Source organism: Paraburkholderia atlantica (assembly GCF_000092885.1).
GTDB classification, from domain to species: domain Bacteria; phylum Pseudomonadota; class Gammaproteobacteria; order Burkholderiales; family Burkholderiaceae; genus Paraburkholderia; species Paraburkholderia atlantica.
This window is the reverse complement of record NC_014117.1, coordinates 723,706-739,699: the sequence shown is the minus strand read 5'-3', so window position 1 is coordinate 739,699 and position 15,994 is coordinate 723,706. Positions and strand designations below refer to the sequence as shown.

Here is a 15,994-nt window from a genome sequence, read left to right as displayed (position 1 = left end):
GCGCGAGTCTCGCGACGCGACCCGCGTGCTATCCTCGCCGCACGCCGGTTCCCCCATCCATCCGCATGCCGCTCCACGAAAACCACGCCATGCTCGCCGCCTCGCACTCGCCGTGGCGCGCGCGACTCGAACTCGGCTTCGTCGGCGGCGACGCTCGCACGACGCTCGCGCACCGGCGGCACGATGGGCCGCTGCGCGTGCAACGACCGCTCTATCCGGAGGGGCCGGCAATCTGTCACGCGGTGATCGTGCATCCGCCCGGCGGCGTCGCGGGCGGCGATCAGCTCGACATCGACATCACGCTCGCCGCGCACACGCATGCGGTGCTGACCACGCCGGGCGCAACCAAGTGGTACAAGTCGAACGGCCGCGCGGCGCGGCAGCGCATCGCGCTGCAGGTCGGCCCGCAGGCGAAGCTCGACTGGCTGCCCCAGAACAACATCGTGTTCGATCACGCGAACGCGCAACTCGATTTTTCGCTGACGCTCGGCGACGGTGCGAGCGCGATCGGCTGGGACGCGACGCAGCTCGGACGCCAGGCGGCCGGCGAACGCTGGTCGGCGGGTAGCTTGCACGCGGTGTCGCGCATCGTCGGCGCGAATGGCGAACTGTTGTGGTTCGAACGCGCCAGTCTCAGCGCCGACGATCCGCTGCGCGACGCGCCGCAGGGTCTCGCCGGCTTTCCGGTCTACGGCACGCTGTGGGCGGTAGGCGCCGCTTGCGACGACGCACTCGCCGAGTCGCTAACCGCGCAACTGCCGTTCGACGATACGTTGCGAGCGGCGGCCTCGTGCGTGACGAATGGCGTCCTGCTCGTGCGCGCGGTGTCACGCTCGATGGAAACGCTGCAGCACGCGCTCACGCGCTGCTGGCTGCAATTGCGGCCAGTCGTGCATGGTGTCGAGGCGGTGCCGTTGCGGATCTGGTCGACCTGAGAGCGCGGCTTCCCGCTTTTGTCTTCATCACCTGTTCGCGCACCAAGGCCGCGCACGCGCACGCCCCAACCATGTGCACTAGTGTGCGTAGCGCGCCGTCCAGCCACAGCCCAGCGCGATGGCACAGAGCTTGCATTTGATTCGCCACTTCGCGGCCGAACACGAAGAAGCCAGCGACGACCCGACTCCAACGACGCCACCACCGCTCACGCCGATGACCCGCACCCTCTCCCGCTCCGCGCGCCGCGCCTTGCTGGCCGCATTGCTCGCCCTGCCCATCGTCGCCGACCTCGCGTTTCATGCGGGCGCCGCGCACGCCGACACGCTCGACAACATCGCCAAGACCGGCGTGCTGAAAGTCGCCGTGCCCGAGGACTATCCGCCGTTCGGCTCGGTCGGTGCCGACATGAAACCGCAGGGCTACGACATCGACACGGCCGCGCTGCTCGCCAAAGCGATGAACGTGAAGCTCGAACTGGTGCCGGTCAACAGCGCGAACCGGATTCCGTATCTGCAAACGGGCAAGGTCGATCTGGTGATCTCGTCGCTCGGCAAAACGCCCGAGCGCGAGAAGGTGATCGACTTCTCGAGCGCGTACGCGCCGTACTACCAGGGGGTGTTCGGTCCCGCCGATATCAAGGTGAGCGGTCCCGCCGATCTGACCGGCAAGACCGTCGGCGCGACGCGCGGCGCGCTCGAGGAAATCGGTCTCACACAGATGGCGCCGAATGCGACGATCAAACGCTTCGAGGACAACAACGCGACGATCGCCGCGTTCCTGTCCGGCCAGGTGCAACTGATCGCGGCCGGCAACATCGTCGCGGCCGCGATCCTCGCAAAGAACCCGCCGCGCCGTCCGGAACCCAAGTTCGTGATCAAGAACTCGCCGTGCTTCGTCGGCATGAACAAGAACGAGCCGCGCCTGCAACAGAAGGTCGATGCCGCGATCGCGCAGGCCAAACACGACGGCACGCTCGGTGCGATGTCGAAGAAGTGGTTCGGCGCGCCGCTGCCCGCCGATCTGTAATCCCGCAAGCGCGACTGTAAGCGCGCCGTTAGCCGGGCTTGATACCGTGATCGGCTGATGGCGCATCGCGACGACCACGCCGCCACGACACCTCAACGCCGAGACCCACACCCGATGAAGCTGACACCTCGCGAGAAGGACAAGCTGCTGATCTTCACCGCCGCGCTGCTCGCCGAACGGCGCCGCGCGCGCGGCCTCAAGCTGAACTATCCGGAGGCGGTCGCCTTCATCACCGCCGCGCTGATGGAAGCCGCGCGCGACGGCAAGAGCGTCGCCGAGGTGATGCACTACGGCACCACGCTGCTGACGCGCGCCGACGTGATGGAGGGGGTGCCCGAGATGATCCCCGACATCCAGGTCGAAGCGACGTTCCCCGACGGCACCAAGCTCGTCACCGTCCATCATCCGATTCCCTGAACTCCTCTCCGTCAAGGCAGGCCCCCATGATTCCCGGCGAACTCCTCATCGACGACGGCGAGCACGAACTGAACGCGGGCCGCGCGACAGTCACGGTGGTCGTGTCGAATACCGGCGACCGTCCGGTGCAGATCGGCTCGCACTACCACTTCTATGAAGTGAACGACGCGCTGTCGTTCGATCGCGAAGCGGCGCGCGGCTTTCGCCTGAATATCGCGGCCGGCACCGCGGTGCGCTTCGAGCCCGGCCAGGAGCGCACGGTCGAACTCGTCGCGCTGGCGGGCGAGCGCGTCGTCTACGGCTTCAACGGCAAGGTGATGGGCAAGCTGTGATGCGCCGCCCGCGCCCTGGCGTTTCGACCGCCCTGCTCCGCCTTGCGTTGCTCGTAGCTCGCTTGTAGCCCATTTCGGACCCACACCATGACACTACGCATTGGCCGCCGCGCGTACGCGGAGATGATCGGCCCCACCACCGGCGACCGCGTGCGCCTCGCCGACACCGAACTGCTGATCGAGATCGAACGCGATTTCACGACCTACGGCGAAGAGGTCAAGTTCGGCGGCGGCAAGGTGATCCGCGACGGCATGGGGCAGTCGCAGCGCGTGCACGCCGAGGTCGTCGATACCGTCGTGACGAACGCGGTGATCCTCGACCACTGGGGCATCGTGAAGGCCGATATAGGCATCAAGGACGGCCGCATCGCGGCGATCGGCAAGGCCGGCAATCCGGACATCCAGCCGAACGTGACGATCGCGATTGGCGCGGCCACCGAAGTGATCGCCGGCGAAGGGCTGATCGTGACCGCGGGCGGAATCGATACGCACATCCACTTCATCAGCCCGCAGCAGATCGAGGAGGCGCTCGCGAGCGGCGTGACGACGATGCTCGGCGGCGGCACCGGCCCCGCGACCGGCACGAATGCGACGACCTGCACGCCCGGGCCGTGGCATCTCGAACGCATGCTGCAAGCGGCCGACGGCTACCCGATGAACCTCGGCTTTCTCGGCAAGGGCAACGTGAGCCAGCCGGCACCGCTGACCGAGCAGATCGCCGCGGGCGCGATCGGCCTGAAGCTGCACGAGGACTGGGGCACGACACCCGCGGCGATCGACAACTGTCTTTCCGTTGCCGACGATACCGACACGCAGGTCGCGATCCACACGGACACGCTGAACGAAGCGGGCTTCGTCGAAGCGACGGTGGCCGCGTTCAAGGGCCGCACGATCCACACGTATCACACTGAAGGCGCGGGCGGCGGTCACGCGCCGGACATCATCAAGGTGTGCGGCGAAGCGAACGTGCTGCCGTCGTCGACGAATCCGACGCGGCCCTATACGGTCAACACGCTCGACGAGCATCTCGACATGCTGATGGTGTGCCATCACCTCGATCCGTCGATTGCCGAGGACATCGCGTTCGCCGAATCGCGGATTCGCCGCGAGACGATCGCGGCCGAGGACATCCTGCACGATCTCGGCGCGCTGTCGATGCTGTCTTCGGATTCGCAGGCGATGGGCCGGGTCGGCGAAGTGATCATCCGCACGTGGCAGACCGCGCACAAGATGAAGGTGCAACGCGGCGCGCTGCCCGAGGACAACGCACGACACGACAATTTCCGCGCGAAGCGCTACGTCGCGAAGTACACGATCAATCCGGCGATCACGCACGGCATCGCGCACGAAGTCGGTTCGATCGAGCCGGGCAAGTGGGCCGATCTGGTGTTCTGGGAGCCGGCGTTTTTCGGCATCAAGCCGTCGCTGATCCTGAAGGGCGGCATGATCGCGATGGCGCAGATGGGCGACCCGAATGCATCCATTCCGACGCCGCAGCCCGTGCATTATCGCGAGATGTTCGCGACGCGCGGTGGCGCGCTGGGCCGCACGTCGCTGACCTTCGTGTCGCAACTCGCCGCCGAGGCGAACGTCGCCGAACGCTATGGTCTGGAGAAGCGCATCGTCGCGGTGAAGAACTGCCGCAACGTGACGAAGGCCGACATGATTCACAACGCGTGGCGCCCGAACATCAGCGTCGATCCGGAAACCTACCAGGTGATCGCCGACGGCCAGTTGCTGACCTGCGATCCAGCCACCGTGCTGCCGATGGCGCAACGCTATTTCCTGTTCTGATCATGCGAACACTGAACAAACTTCTCGCGCCGCATCTGAAGATTGCGCCCGTACTCGTCAAGCGAGCGCCGACGTTGACGCTCGCGTTCGATGAACGTCGCAAGAGCCGTCTTGCAGCGACGCTCGATAACGGCGAGGAAATTGCATTGCTGTTGCCGCGCGGCACCGTGCTGCGCGATGGCGACGTGCTCGTCGCCGATGATGGCGCGCTCGTGCGTGTCGTTGCGGCTGATGAAGCGGTGCTTGTGGTTCGCGCTTCGAATGCGTTGACGTTGACGCGCGCCGCGTATCACCTCGGCAATCGTCATACGCCGGTCGAAGTGGGCGCCGATTATCTGAAGCTCGAATACGATCCGGTGCTCGCCGACATGCTCGAGCGCATCGGCGCGACGGTCGAGCGGGTGTCGCTGCCGTTTCAGCCTGAGGCCGGAGCATACGGCGGCGGGCATAAGCATGGGCACGACGAGACGTTCGCCGAGGACTATGCGATCGCGCAGCAGGTGTTTGGTGAGCATCATGGGCATGAGCACTCGCACGACCACGACCACCTGCACGACGAATCGTGCGGACATGGGCACCACTCGCATCACCATGCGCATCGCTGAACTCACCGCGCTGCTGCATCTCGCGTCGCCGGCGTTGCCGATCGGCGCGTTCAGCTATTCGCAGGGTCTCGAAGCGGCGATCGAAGCGCAACTCATCACCGATGCCGACTCCGCCCGCAGGTGGATCGAACGCGGGCTGACCGACGTGCTCGCGCGCGGCGAGTTGCCGTTCCTCGCGCAGCAGATCGAACGCTGGCGCACGCACGACGCCGTCGAACTCGCCGACGCCAACGCCGAATTCCTCGCGAGCCGCGAGTCCGCCGAACTGCGCCGCGAAACCGAGCAGATGGGCTGGTCGCTGCGGCAGTTGTGCGTGTCGCTCGAATGGGGCGATGCGGCGAGGCGCGAAACGCTCGCGTCGCTGACGCCGCTCGCGCAGCCGAGCGCGTTCGCATTCGCCGCCTACGCGCACGATGCGTCCTCCGATGCCGCGCTCGCCGCCTACGCGTTCAGCTGGGTCGAGAACCAGGCCGCCGCCGCGCTGAAGGCGGTGCCGCTCGGCCAGCTCGCGGGGCAGCGCATCATCGTCGCGCTGCGTGGACCGATCGACGCGGCCGTCGCGCGCGCGCTCGCCATTTCTCGCGACGGCCTGAACACCTTCGCGCCGCAGCTCGGCATTTTGTCGGCGCGCCACGAGTCGCAGTATTCGCGCCTCTTCCGCTCGTAACCCGATTCCCTTGATCCATCATGAACGCACCTCATCATCCGTCTTCCCATACCGCGACCCAGATCCGCACGAAGAAGCTGCCGCCGCTGCGCGTGGGCGTCGGCGGCCCGGTCGGCTCGGGCAAGACCACGCTGCTCGAAATGCTGTGCAAGGCGATGCGCGATCAGTACGATCTCGTCGCGATCACGAACGACATCTATACGAAAGAGGATCAGCGTCTGCTGACCGTCGCGGGCGCGCTGCCGGCCGAACGTATCATGGGCGTCGAGACGGGCGGCTGCCCGCACACGGCGATCCGCGAGGATGCGTCGATCAACCTCGAAGCGGTCGACCGCATGCTCACGCGTTTTCCGGACGCGGACATCGTGTTCATCGAATCGGGTGGCGACAACCTCGCGGCAACCTTCAGCCCGGAGCTGTCGGACCTGACGATCTACGTGATCGACGTCGCGGGCGGCGAGAAGATCCCGCGTAAGGGCGGACCCGGCATCACGAAGTCGGATCTGCTCGTGATCAACAAGACGGATCTCGCGCCACTGGTGGGCGCGAACCTCGACGTGATGGCGTCGGACGCGAAGAAGATGCGCGGCGAACGGCCCTTCGTGATGTGTAATCTGAAGGCGCTCGAAGGCCTCGACGAGGTGGTGAAGTTTATTGAAAAGAAGGGGGTGTTGAACGTGTGAGCCAGTGACGCGTCACTCGCCAGGATGGCATTCGTGCAGGAATGCCATCATTTCGCTGCCATCCTTCGACAGATAGAAGCGCACCATCTTTTCGTTGAAGTCGGCCGCGCGCTGAGCGGGCACGCTGATCGCATCGATACCGTTTGCCATCAGCACGCCGTTCATCATGAAGCGCGAGGTGCGCTTGTTGCCGTCGAAGAAAAACTGCTGCAACGCGCCGAACAGGAAGAACGCACAGCCGCGTTCGAATGGATCGGAAACTTCTTCGCTGAGCGCGCGGACACCCGCGCCAAAAACCCGGTTGAGCTCTGGAGCACCAGGCACGGTGGGCAAAGGCGTATATCGCCCCGCCTCACCCAACGCGACGTCTGGCGTATAGCGCGTTTCTTCACCTTCACCGCGGAAAACACCCCATTCGAGCGCTTCGTTACGCGCGACGAGGCGATGCAGGTCGCAGAACGTCGCCTTGTCGAGTGCGAACTGACCGTTTTGGACGATCACCAGCAGGCGTTTCGAGCTCTCGGCGAGATTGAGGATCTGCTCCTGGTCGGAAATTTTCCGTCCGCCAACCGTGACGCCGTCGAGAAGCGTCTTGACCTCGGGAAACGTAAACGGGTTCCCTTCCAGCACACTTGCATCCCAGACGAATTCCGGCAGCATGCGATGAAAACGGAAACACGCCCGTTTGATCGAATGGACCGGAATGTCCTGTGGAACCGCAGCGCGATCCCATTGAAAACCGAGTTCGGTGAAAAGCGTCATCGCAGGTGTTGAGAAAGCAGTTCAGATGGCAGGCCCGGTGCTTGCAGAACCCCAATGTGCGGAGAATATCTTATTTGTGGACGCGTGAAGCGCAAGACCTGGCGCCGCCTCGCGCGGCGCCCTGCGTCACTCCGGCAACAACGCCGCCAACACATCCACCGTCCTCGCCGTCGCCCCGCGATGCCTCGCCGCAAAAGCGGCAGCAGCGCCACCCATCGCGAGCCGCCGCGACTTGTCGCCGAACAGCTCACGCAGCGCGCGCGCCAGATCGGCCGGGTCCTGCACCTGCACGGCGGCGCCGGCCGCGACCGCATCGGCGGTGGCCTGCGTGAAGTTGAAAACGTGCGGCCCGATCAGCACCGGCACGCCGACCGCGCACGCTTCGATCAGGTTCTGTCCGCCGAGCGGCAACAGACTGCCGCCGATAAACGCAAGATCCGACGCCGCGTAGTAAGCGCCCAACTCGCCCATCGAATCGCCGAGCAGCACGTTCACGTCGCGAGGCAGCGGCGGCACGCCATCGTCGGCGGTGCGCGCCGCCGACGCGATCTTCGCATCGGGTGCCCAGTTCGATCGGCGTTCGAGCCGCAGCCCCGCCTTCTCGACGAGCGCCGCGACTTCATTGAAGCGTTGCGGATGACGCGGCACCAGAATCAGCAGCGCATCGTCGACACCGAGCGCCGCGAACGCGTCGAGCACCAGCGCTTCTTCGCCCTCGCGCGTGCTCGCCGCGACCCACACGGGCCGCGTGCCGATCGCCGCGCGCCACGCGTGGCCGCGCGCCGCGAGTTCGGGCGGCGTGCTCATGTCGAACTTCAGATTGCCGAGCACCGCGACGTTGCGCGCGCCGAGCGAGGTCAGCCGCTCGGCATCGGACGGGCTCTGCGCGAGCACGCGCGCGAAGCCGCCGAACACGTCCTTCGTCGCGCCGCCGAACTTTGCCGCGCGCTTGAACGAACGCGCCGACATCCGCGCGTTGGTCAACACGAGCGGCACGTCGGCGCGCCGGCATTCGTCGATCAAGGTGGGCCATACCTCTGTTTCCATCACCAGACCGAGCGACGGCCGCCACGCGCGCAGGAAGCGCCGTACCGCATGCGGCACGTCGTACGGTAGGTAGCTGCGCAATACGCGGTCGCCGAAAATCTCTGTACCGGTCGCGCGGCCGCTCGGCGTCATGTGCGTAAGCAAAATGCGCGCGTCGGGGCGCGCCTTCATCAGCGCATCGATCAGCGGCTGCGCGGCACGCGTCTCGCCGACCGACACCGCATGCACCCAGATCAACGGCGCGCCGTCTTCGGGCAAGCGTCCACGCGAATAACCGAAACGCTCGCCGATATGCTCGCGATAACCGCGTTCCTTGCGCGAACGGATCAACAGACGCAGCACGGCAAGCGGCGCGATCAGCCACCAGAGCGCGCGATAGATCGCTCTTAGCATCGGCGCTCCGCGCGGTTAGTCCGCTTCGCAAAATCCGCGGCGCTGATATGCGCGATGCGGGCCGGCACTCGCCCGGCCCTCGAATCGACCGCCGCGCTCAAACCAGCGCCCTGCCCTTCAGGCGCTCGAGAATGCCGAGCGGCGCGCATTCCGGCTGCGCCATCGCCTTGACCGGCAGGAAGAAAGTCTGCTCCAGCATGAACTGGCCGGACATCACCGCATGCGAGGTCTGGTCGGAGAAACACACCCACACGCTGCCCGGCGGAAACGGCATGGTCTCCTGCGGGCTCGTCTTCTGATAGTCGAGGTCGGCCTTCATGCCGTCGTGCAGATTGAGCATCAGATGGTCGTACTCGCTGCGCGGCGACTTCGTCACATGCAGCAGGTTCAGCAGCCATGCGGAGCCCGGCATCTGCGGCTTGATGCGCGGCAGGAAGCGCTGCGCCATGTCCTCGAATGGCTCGCCGACGCGCCACACGCGCGGCACGCCATGCGGATTCACGTTGGTGAACACGCGCAGGATGCGCTCGCCGTAATTGGGCCGCGACGGAAACGCGTCGACGTGCAGACGGCTGTCGTCCTTGCGCCACGAGGTTTCACGTGTCTCGACCTGATGCAGCCGCAAGCTCGTCGGCGCGACCCGCAGCTTGCCGTTGTACTCGGGAAAGAGCCCGTCGACGAGCGTGCGCGCATTCGCCTGATAACGCGCGATCAACGCGCGCACCGCCGATTGCGTGACCGCATCACCGGCCACGCCGTGCAGCGCGCCGCCGTTCGGTTCGAGACTGATGTTCTTGCGGTTCGGATCGGCCAGCGCCGGGTCGAGCAGCGCCTGCTCGCCGCCGTCGATCGCGAAGCGCAGGTTCGGAAAGTACAGCACCTTGCCGCGCTCGACGCCGGCGAGCAGCGTTTCGCGCGGCACGGACAGGTTGCAGCCGTGCCAGTCGGCGCTCGCTACTTCGATGATCTGGGTTTCGTTCATGGTCGCCCTTTGGAACGGAGGGTGCGCAAGGCGAAGCGCACCGACAGGTTGCAGCAGGTGCTGATGACTGCCGGCCGGCTTACAGCAAACCAAATGCGGCCAGCGCCGACTTGACCTGCTGCAGCGTGGGCGGCTGCCCGGCCGCGCCGAGGTTGACGACGTTCGGCGACCAGTAGCCGCCGGTGCGCCACGCGGTCGAGAAATTGTACAACTCGACCGTAGGCCGCTTCAGCGCCGCCGCGATGTGGACCAGACCTGTGTCAACCCCGACCGTCGCGGCCGCACCATCGATCAGCCCGACCACCGCCGGCAGCGACAGCTTCGGCGGCACGATCGCGGCCGCGCCGAACTCCTTCGCGAGCCGCTCGCTGGTCGCGCGCTCGGCGTCGCTGCCCCACGGCAGCACGATCGACGCGCCGCGCCGCACCAGCGTTTGCCCGAGTTCGATCCACGCGGCGTCGGGCCACTGCTTGTCGGCGCGCGAAGTTGCGTGCACGAACACCACGTACGGCACCGGCAGATTCAGATTGGCTTGCGACAGCGCGAGCGCGGCACGGCCCGTATCGAGACCGAAGTCGATGTCGTCGGTGGGTTGCGGCGGCGGATCGCTCAGCGCCGCGGCCACCAGTTGCCGCGTGCGTTCGACCACGTGCGTGCGTGGCGCGATCGGCACGCGTCGCCCATAGAAGAAGCGCACCGGCCATTCGTAGCCGGCGCCGTCGGTGCGGTTGCCGAGGCCGACGAGCGGTCCGCGCGCCATGCTCGCGACCCACGCGGTCTTGATGAGCCCTTGGCAGTCGATCACCAGATCGTAGTGCTCGGCGGCGAGTGCGCGACGAAACGCGCCGATCTCGCGCCAGTTGTCGACGGACAGGATGCGCTTGCGCCAGCGCCGCAGCGACACCGGAATCGCGCGCCGCACGCCGCTCACGAGTTCCACGAGCCCGACGAAGCTCTCCTCGACGAGCCAGTCGATCTGCGCGTCGGGATGGCGGCGCCGGATGTCGGCGACCACGGGCATGTTGTGAACGACGTCGCCCAGCGACGACACCCTCACGATCAGTATCTTTTGCGCGCTCAAGAGTGGGAAAACCGGCTATCCGGCTCGAAGATGCGTTGAAAGGACCGCAATTCTAGCGCGCCGTCCATTAAAGACATGAAAAACGCGGCGCGGTAAGGCAACCCGCGCCGCGTTCGGTAGCGGCGACGCTTCGACCCGTGTTGACGAATATCGAAGCGCGCCGCCGCATCAGCCGTCAGAACGGCAATTTCGCATCGGCCTTCTCGGCGAGAATCACGCGGCGGAAGTCGTCCTGGATGCGTTTGAGCGCCGCGTCGTTGTCGGCTTCGAAACGCATTACGACGACCGGCGTCGTGTTCGACGAACGCGCGAGGCCGAAGCCGTCCGGATATTCGACGCGCAGACCGTCGATCTTCACGACGTTGTCCGCGCCGGTGAACTTCGCGTTCTGCTGCAAACGCGCGATCAGCTCGAAGTTCTCGCCTTCCTCGAGCTTGAGTTGCAGCTCGGGCGTGGAGTGCGAGTTCGGCAGCGAGTTCAGCAGCGCGCTCGGGTCGGCGACGCGCGTGAGGATCTCGAGCAGACGCGCGCCGGTGTAGAGGCCGTCGTCGAAACCATACCAGCGGTCCTTGAAGAACACGTGGCCGCTCATTTCACCCGCCAGCGGCGCGCCGGTTTCGCGCAGCTTCGCCTTCACGAGCGAGTGGCCGGTCTTCCACATCAGCGGCTCGCCGCCCTTGTCCTTGACCCACTTCGCGAGATTGCGCGTGCACTTGACGTCGTAGATGATCTGCGCGCCCTTGTTGCGCGACAGCACTTCTTCGGCGAACAGCATCAGCTGACGGTCCGGGTAGATGATCTGGCCGTCCTTGGTGACGACGCCGAGGCGGTCGCCGTCGCCGTCGAACGCGAAGCCGATTTCCGCATCCGTTTCCTTCAGCGCGCGAATCACGTCTTCGAGGTTCTCCGGGTGCGCCGGGTCCGGGTGGTGATTCGGGAAGTTGCCGTCGACTTCGGTGAACAGTTCGACCAGTTCGCAGCCGAGCTTCTTGAACAACTTCGGTGCGAGGCCGCCGGCCACGCCGTTGCCGGTATCGACGACGATCTTGATCGGACGCGCGAGCTTCACGTCGCTCGCGATGCGCTCGAGATAGGCGTCGGCGATGTCGTATTCGGTGTAGCTGCCGTTACCGTCGGCGAAGTTCTCATCGACGATGCGCTGATGCAGTGCGAGGATCTGCTCGCCGTAAATGGCCGCGCCGCGCAACACCATCTTGAAGCCGTTGTAGTCCGGCGGATTATGGCTGCCGGTCACGACGATGCACGAGTCGACGCGGCGCTCGCCGCCCGCCAGCTTCAACGGTACGCTCGCCGCGAAGTAGCCGACCGGCGTGGGCACCATACCCACGTTCACGACGTCGACGCCGGCCGCACGCAGGCCGTCGGACAGCGCGCCGATCAGTTCGGGGCCCGACAGGCGCCCGTCGCGCGCGACTACGACCGCGTCGCCGCCCTGCGCGCGCACTTCGCTGCCGAAGGCGCGGCCGATGGAACGCGCGGCGTCGGCGTCGAGCGTCTTGCCAATGACGCCACGAATGTCATATGCCTTGAAAATCGATTTGGAGATCATGTTGGCTCACTTGCGTGCAATGGAAAATTTTGACCTGCGCACAGACGATAACCGGTAAAAACGCGGAAAAAATCGCATTAAAAACCACGGTAACACGCGCGTTAAAAAACCGCGTTATCACGCCTCGTTGCGCCCTTGCCGGAAGCGGTCCGGTTCCAACTTATAATTGCGTTCTTCTGACCAGCCTGAATAACGCCATTCTAATGCTTAGACGCCCTCCCTTTGTAAAGTTGCCGTGGCTGCCGGCCGGGCGGGCGAACGCGCATAGCGCCGCATGCATGGCCGCACGAGGTGGCTTGACCGACGCGCAGCGGCGAGCGGCCAACGGATGCTGACACTCAAGCGCTTCGCCAATCCCGACGTCACGCGCGCGTTTACGAACATCGCCTGGCTGGGTCTCGAGCGGCTCACGCAGATCGGCGTGGCCATCGTGATCAGCGGCATGCTCGCGCGTTACTTCGGGCCCGATACGTTCGGCAAATGGCAGTACGCGAACACGCTGCTGCTGGTGCTGTCGCCGATCACATGGGTATGCGGCGCGGAAATCCTCGTACCGACCATCGTCAACCGGCCGCCTGAACAACTCGGCACCGTACTCGGCAGCGCATTCGCGTTGCGCTTCTCCGTCTCGACCGTTGCGCTGCTGCTTACGTGGCTCGGCATTGCGCTGCATTTCTTCGAACCGCTCGTCGGTGCGATGCTCGCCGGCCTCGCGGTCACGATGCTGTTTCGCGAGCCGTTCGTCGGCGTGATCAACGCGTGGCTGCAAAGCATGACCTACAGCAAGCCGCAGTTGCTGACCAGCATGAGCACCGCTGTAATCAAGGCCGGCCTCGTCTATCTGCTGGTGCGCGCGGCAGCCGCGCCCGCACGCTTCGGCTGGCTGTGGGCGCTCGAGTCGGCGGCGATCGGCGCGGTGCTGTTGCTCTACTTCATGCGCCGGCATGGCGGTAAGCTGGACTGGCATGTCGAACGTTCGCTCTTCAAGCACTTCGCGAGCGCGGGCACGGTGTTCTGGCTCGGGCTCATCTGTATGTATCTGTTCCTGAAACTGGACCGGCTGATGCTCGAGCGCGCGATTTCGTTCGCCGATCTCGGACGCTACTCGGCCGCCCAGCAATTGAATGAAAACTGGATCACGCTCGCACTGATGCTCGCGCAAACCATTGCGCCCGCATTCGTCTATCGAGTCCCAGGCATCGCGCAACTGCGCCGCAACATGTGGCGGCTCACCGCGCTGACCGCCGTGCTGATGGTGTGCGGCGCATTCGTGCTCGATCTGCTCGCGGGCTTCATCATCCGCCAAGTGTTCGGGCCGGACTTCGAAGGCGCGATCGAGATCTTCCGCTGGGCCGTGTGGCTGTCGGTGCCCGCCGGTATCGAGGCGATCGGCAATCTGGTCGTGCTCAAGTATCAGGCCAGGTTCGTGTTGCTCGCGAAGTGGCTGCTCGCGCTCGCCGTCGCGTTCGCCGTCAATCTATTGGCGATCCCGCGACTCGGCGCGTATGGCGCGCTCGTCGGCCTCGCGGCCGGCTATCTGGCGGCCGCCTCGGTCAATCTTTATTACATCCGTTTCAAATTGCGCCCATGACGAATTCATCCGCCACCGCGCAAACCACGCTCGACGACGTCGCGGTGCTGATGCCCGCCTACAACGGCCAGGCGGACGTCGATTCTACGCTCGCGTCGTTTGAGGAAAGTGCGCTGGTGCACGTTTTGATCGTCGATGACGGCAGCACCCCGCCGATCGTCGCGCCGGCGCTGCCGAATCTGAAGATTGAAGTGCTGCGCATGGTGCAGAACAGCGGCATCGAGCGCGCACTGCAAACCGGCATCGATGCGCTCGCGCAGCGCGGTTTTCGTTTTGCGGCGCGCATCGACGCGGGCGATCGCGCGGTGCCGCAGCGGCTCGCGAAGCAGCGCGCGTTCATGCAGGCGCATCCGAACGTGGCGGGCCTCGGCATGTGGACCCAGGTCATCACGCGCGCGGGCGAGCCGCTTTTCATGCTGACGCCGCCGGCCGAGCCGAAGGTGATCCGGCGCCAGCGCTTTTTCCGTTCGTGCCTCGCGCATCCGTCGATGATGCTGCGTATCGATGCCGTCCGCACAGTCGGCAACTACCGCGCCGCGTATCCTTCGGCCGAGGACCTCGATCTGTTCTTACGTCTGATGGAACGCTACGACTGCGCGAATCTGCCGGAACTCGGCCTTTTCTACGAGCTGAACGAAGGCGGCATCAGCGCGACGAAGCGGCGCCGGCAAATCGGTTCGACGCTGCGTTTGCAGTTGCGCTACTTCAACGTGGCCAATCCGTACGACTGGTTGGGCCTCGCGAAGAATCTGTCGCATCTGCTGCTGCCTTATCGCACGTTGCAGCGGGTCAAGCGCGCGCTGCTGACGCCGCGCGAGAGCCGTTGAACCGCGCCAGGTGTGAGCGCTGTCGCTGTCGCTTCGTTCGCTGAGGTTTGCGCCGCTGAGTACGGCGCTGTATTCGTATCACTGGTCCACACTTCATTCAACGCCGTGCCCTTTTTCGCATGAAGCCCTCTTTCAAGTCGACGCCCGCGCTGCGCATTACACTCGTTTGCAACACGGCCTGGGCAATCTATACGTATCGGCAAGGGCTGATCCGCACGCTGATCGGGCGTGGGGTCGATGTGACGGTGCTTGCGCCGCGCGACCGCACGTTCGAGTTGCTCGCCGCGATGGGCTGCCGTTGCATCGAGTTGCCGGTGGCGTCGAAGGGCACGAGTCCGGGCGAAGATCTGCGCACGCTCGTCGCGCTCTATCGGCAGTACCGGACGATCCGTCCGCATGTCGTGTTTCACTACACGATCAAGCCGAACATCTACGGCTCGATCGCGGCGAAGCTCGCTGGCGTGCAGTCGGTGGCGGTCACCACCGGGCTCGGCTACGTGTTCATCCAGCACAGCCGCGCCGCGCAGATCGCCAAAAGGCTGTATCGTTTCGCGTTCCGCTTTCCGCGTGAAGTATGGTTCCTGAATCGCGACGATCAGGCCGCGTTCATCGACGGCAAGCTGCTCGTGCACCCGGAACGCGCGCGGCTGTTGCACGGCGAGGGCGTCGATCTCGAGCAGTTCGCATTCACGCCGCTGCGCGCTCGCGCGGAGTTTCGCTTCGTGTTGATCGGGCGGCTGCTGTGGGACAAGGGCGTCGGCGAATACGTCGAGGCGGCGCGGCAACTGCGCGCGCGCTATCCCCATGCGCGTTTCCAGTTGCTCGGGCCGGTCGGCGTCGACAATCCGAGCGCCATCACGGGCGACGAAGTCGCCGCGTGGGAACAGGAAGGCGTGATCCAATATCTGGGCGAAGCGCACGACGTGCGGCCGTTCATCGCCGATGCCGATTGCGTGGTGCTGCCGTCATATCGGGAAGGCGTGCCGCGCACGCTGATGGAAGCGTCGGCGATGGGCCGGCCGATCGTCGCGACCGACGTGCCCGGCTGCCGCGAGGTGGTGACCGACGGTGTCAATGGCTTGTTGTGCGAAGCGCGCAATGCGCAGAGCCTCGCCGCGAGTCTCGCGCGCATGCTCGATATGAGCGGCGCGGAGCGTCGCGCGATGGCGGAACGCGGCCGGCAGAAAGTCGCGACCGAATTCGACGAACGCAAGGTCGTCGAAACGTATAAAGACCTGGTGCAAAAAATCACGGGTGTTTTACTTTAATGGGAGCAACAGC

General features: G+C 65.3%; 16 protein-coding genes. 11 read left to right on the top strand and 5 right to left on the bottom strand.

The annotated features are described in order from the left end of the window. The first annotated feature begins 65 nt into the window (after nt 1–65). The 8 genes from BC1002_RS03295 (at nt 66) to ureG (ending at nt 6,460) form a co-directional block, all read left to right on the top strand. A complete protein-coding gene (locus BC1002_RS03295) occupies nt 66–935 on the top strand; it encodes an urease accessory protein UreD (RefSeq protein ID WP_013088657.1) in 870 nt (289 codons plus the stop codon). Between the two features lie 214 nt (nt 936–1,149). Then, complete coding sequence (locus BC1002_RS03290; RefSeq protein WP_018431742.1) at nt 1,150–1,962, top strand: transporter substrate-binding domain-containing protein; 813 nt, start codon at nt 1,150–1,152, stop codon at nt 1,960–1,962. A gap of 114 nt (nt 1,963–2,076) precedes the next feature. Next, a complete protein-coding gene (ureA, locus tag BC1002_RS03285; protein WP_008923043.1) occupies nt 2,077–2,379 on the top strand; it encodes an urease subunit gamma in 303 nt (100 codons plus the stop codon). Nucleotides 2,380–2,405: 26 nt separating this feature from the next. Continuing rightward, entirely contained in the window at nt 2,406–2,711 is a 306-nt protein-coding gene (locus BC1002_RS03280; protein WP_013088655.1) for an urease subunit beta, read from the top strand. 87 nt (nt 2,712–2,798) lie between these two features. After that, nucleotides 2,799–4,505 carry an urease subunit alpha gene (gene ureC / locus BC1002_RS03275; protein ID WP_013088654.1) on the top strand — a complete coding sequence of 569 codons (1,707 nt, stop codon included), beginning with the start codon at nt 2,799–2,801 and terminating at the stop codon, nt 4,503–4,505. Between the two features lie 2 nt (nt 4,506–4,507). Continuing rightward, entirely contained in the window at nt 4,508–5,110 is a 603-nt protein-coding gene (gene ureE, locus BC1002_RS03270) for an urease accessory protein UreE (RefSeq protein WP_013088653.1), read from the top strand. Then, nucleotides 5,097–5,777 (top strand): urease accessory protein UreF, encoded by a 681-nt coding sequence (locus BC1002_RS03265; protein WP_041734296.1) that lies wholly within the window; start codon nt 5,097–5,099, stop codon nt 5,775–5,777. The genes ureE and BC1002_RS03265 overlap by 14 nt, the downstream gene beginning before the upstream one ends. Nucleotides 5,778–5,797: 20 nt before the next feature. Then, nucleotides 5,798–6,460 carry an urease accessory protein UreG gene (gene ureG / locus BC1002_RS03260; RefSeq protein WP_013088651.1) on the top strand — a complete coding sequence of 221 codons (663 nt, stop codon included), beginning with the start codon at nt 5,798–5,800 and terminating at the stop codon, nt 6,458–6,460. A 12-nt stretch (nt 6,461–6,472) separates the two neighbouring features. Here ureG and BC1002_RS03255 read toward each other — a convergent pair whose 3' ends face one another. The 5 genes from BC1002_RS03255 to BC1002_RS03235 form a co-directional block, all read right to left on the bottom strand. Further along, nucleotides 6,473–7,222 carry a Fic family protein gene (locus BC1002_RS03255; RefSeq protein WP_013088650.1) on the bottom strand — a complete coding sequence of 250 codons (750 nt, stop codon included), beginning with the start codon at nt 7,220–7,222 and terminating at the stop codon, nt 6,473–6,475. Nucleotides 7,223–7,348: 126 nt separating this feature from the next. Then, the gene (waaA, locus tag BC1002_RS03250; RefSeq protein WP_013088649.1) at nt 7,349–8,662 is read right to left on the bottom strand and encodes a lipid IV(A) 3-deoxy-D-manno-octulosonic acid transferase; all 1,314 of its coding nucleotides are present in this window, start codon (nt 8,660–8,662) and stop codon (nt 7,349–7,351) included. Nucleotides 8,663–8,759: 97 nt separating this feature from the next. Further along, the gene (locus BC1002_RS03245; RefSeq protein WP_013088648.1) at nt 8,760–9,644 is read right to left on the bottom strand and encodes a Kdo hydroxylase KdoO; all 885 of its coding nucleotides are present in this window, start codon (nt 9,642–9,644) and stop codon (nt 8,760–8,762) included. A gap of 79 nt (nt 9,645–9,723) precedes the next feature. Then, the gene (waaC, locus tag BC1002_RS03240; RefSeq protein ID WP_013088647.1) at nt 9,724–10,725 is read right to left on the bottom strand and encodes a lipopolysaccharide heptosyltransferase I; all 1,002 of its coding nucleotides are present in this window, start codon (nt 10,723–10,725) and stop codon (nt 9,724–9,726) included. 175 nt (nt 10,726–10,900) lie between these two features. After that, nucleotides 10,901–12,295: a phosphomannomutase/phosphoglucomutase gene (locus BC1002_RS03235; protein WP_013088646.1), complete on the bottom strand. Its 1,395-nt coding sequence runs from the start codon at nt 12,293–12,295 to the stop codon at nt 10,901–10,903. 328 nt (nt 12,296–12,623) lie between these two features. Here BC1002_RS03235 and BC1002_RS03230 point away from each other — a divergent pair, with 328 nt between their 5' ends. The 3 genes from BC1002_RS03230 (at nt 12,624) to BC1002_RS03220 (ending at nt 15,981) form a co-directional block, all read left to right on the top strand. After that, nucleotides 12,624–13,886 (top strand): oligosaccharide flippase family protein, encoded by a 1,263-nt coding sequence (locus BC1002_RS03230; RefSeq protein ID WP_013088645.1) that lies wholly within the window; start codon nt 12,624–12,626, stop codon nt 13,884–13,886. Further along, entirely contained in the window at nt 13,883–14,713 is an 831-nt protein-coding gene (locus tag BC1002_RS03225) for a glycosyltransferase (RefSeq protein ID WP_013088644.1), read from the top strand. Before BC1002_RS03230 ends, BC1002_RS03225 begins: the two co-directional genes overlap by 4 nt. A gap of 119 nt (nt 14,714–14,832) precedes the next feature. Then, a complete protein-coding gene (locus BC1002_RS03220) occupies nt 14,833–15,981 on the top strand; it encodes a glycosyltransferase family 4 protein (RefSeq protein WP_013088643.1) in 1,149 nt (382 codons plus the stop codon). The last annotated feature ends 13 nt before the right edge of the window (nt 15,982–15,994 follow it).

What these genes read in the sequence shown, in the direction of transcription:
- BC1002_RS03295 (WP_013088657.1), top strand. Translation starts at nt 66, where the DNA reads ATGCCGCTCCACGAAAACCACGCCATGCTCGCCGCCTCGCACTCGCCG.
- BC1002_RS03290 (WP_018431742.1), top strand. Translation starts at nt 1,150, where the DNA reads ATGACCCGCACCCTCTCCCGCTCCGCGCGCCGCGCCTTGCTGGCCGCA.
- ureA (WP_008923043.1), top strand. Translation starts at nt 2,077, where the DNA reads ATGAAGCTGACACCTCGCGAGAAGGACAAGCTGCTGATCTTCACCGCC.
- BC1002_RS03280 (WP_013088655.1), top strand. Translation starts at nt 2,406, where the DNA reads ATGATTCCCGGCGAACTCCTCATCGACGACGGCGAGCACGAACTGAAC.
- ureC (WP_013088654.1), top strand. Translation starts at nt 2,799, where the DNA reads ATGACACTACGCATTGGCCGCCGCGCGTACGCGGAGATGATCGGCCCC.
- ureE (WP_013088653.1), top strand. Translation starts at nt 4,508, where the DNA reads ATGCGAACACTGAACAAACTTCTCGCGCCGCATCTGAAGATTGCGCCC.
- BC1002_RS03265 (WP_041734296.1), top strand. Translation starts at nt 5,097, where the DNA reads ATGCGCATCGCTGAACTCACCGCGCTGCTGCATCTCGCGTCGCCGGCG.
- ureG (WP_013088651.1), top strand. Translation starts at nt 5,798, where the DNA reads ATGAACGCACCTCATCATCCGTCTTCCCATACCGCGACCCAGATCCGC.
- BC1002_RS03255 (WP_013088650.1), bottom strand. Translation starts at nt 7,222, where the DNA reads ATGACGCTTTTCACCGAACTCGGTTTTCAATGGGATCGCGCTGCGGTT.
- waaA (WP_013088649.1), bottom strand. Translation starts at nt 8,662, where the DNA reads ATGCTAAGAGCGATCTATCGCGCGCTCTGGTGGCTGATCGCGCCGCTT.
- BC1002_RS03245 (WP_013088648.1), bottom strand. Translation starts at nt 9,644, where the DNA reads ATGAACGAAACCCAGATCATCGAAGTAGCGAGCGCCGACTGGCACGGC.
- BC1002_RS03235 (WP_013088646.1), bottom strand. Translation starts at nt 12,295, where the DNA reads ATGATCTCCAAATCGATTTTCAAGGCATATGACATTCGTGGCGTCATT.
- BC1002_RS03230 (WP_013088645.1), top strand. Translation starts at nt 12,624, where the DNA reads ATGCTGACACTCAAGCGCTTCGCCAATCCCGACGTCACGCGCGCGTTT.
- BC1002_RS03225 (WP_013088644.1), top strand. Translation starts at nt 13,883, where the DNA reads ATGACGAATTCATCCGCCACCGCGCAAACCACGCTCGACGACGTCGCG.
- BC1002_RS03220 (WP_013088643.1), top strand. Translation starts at nt 14,833, where the DNA reads ATGAAGCCCTCTTTCAAGTCGACGCCCGCGCTGCGCATTACACTCGTT.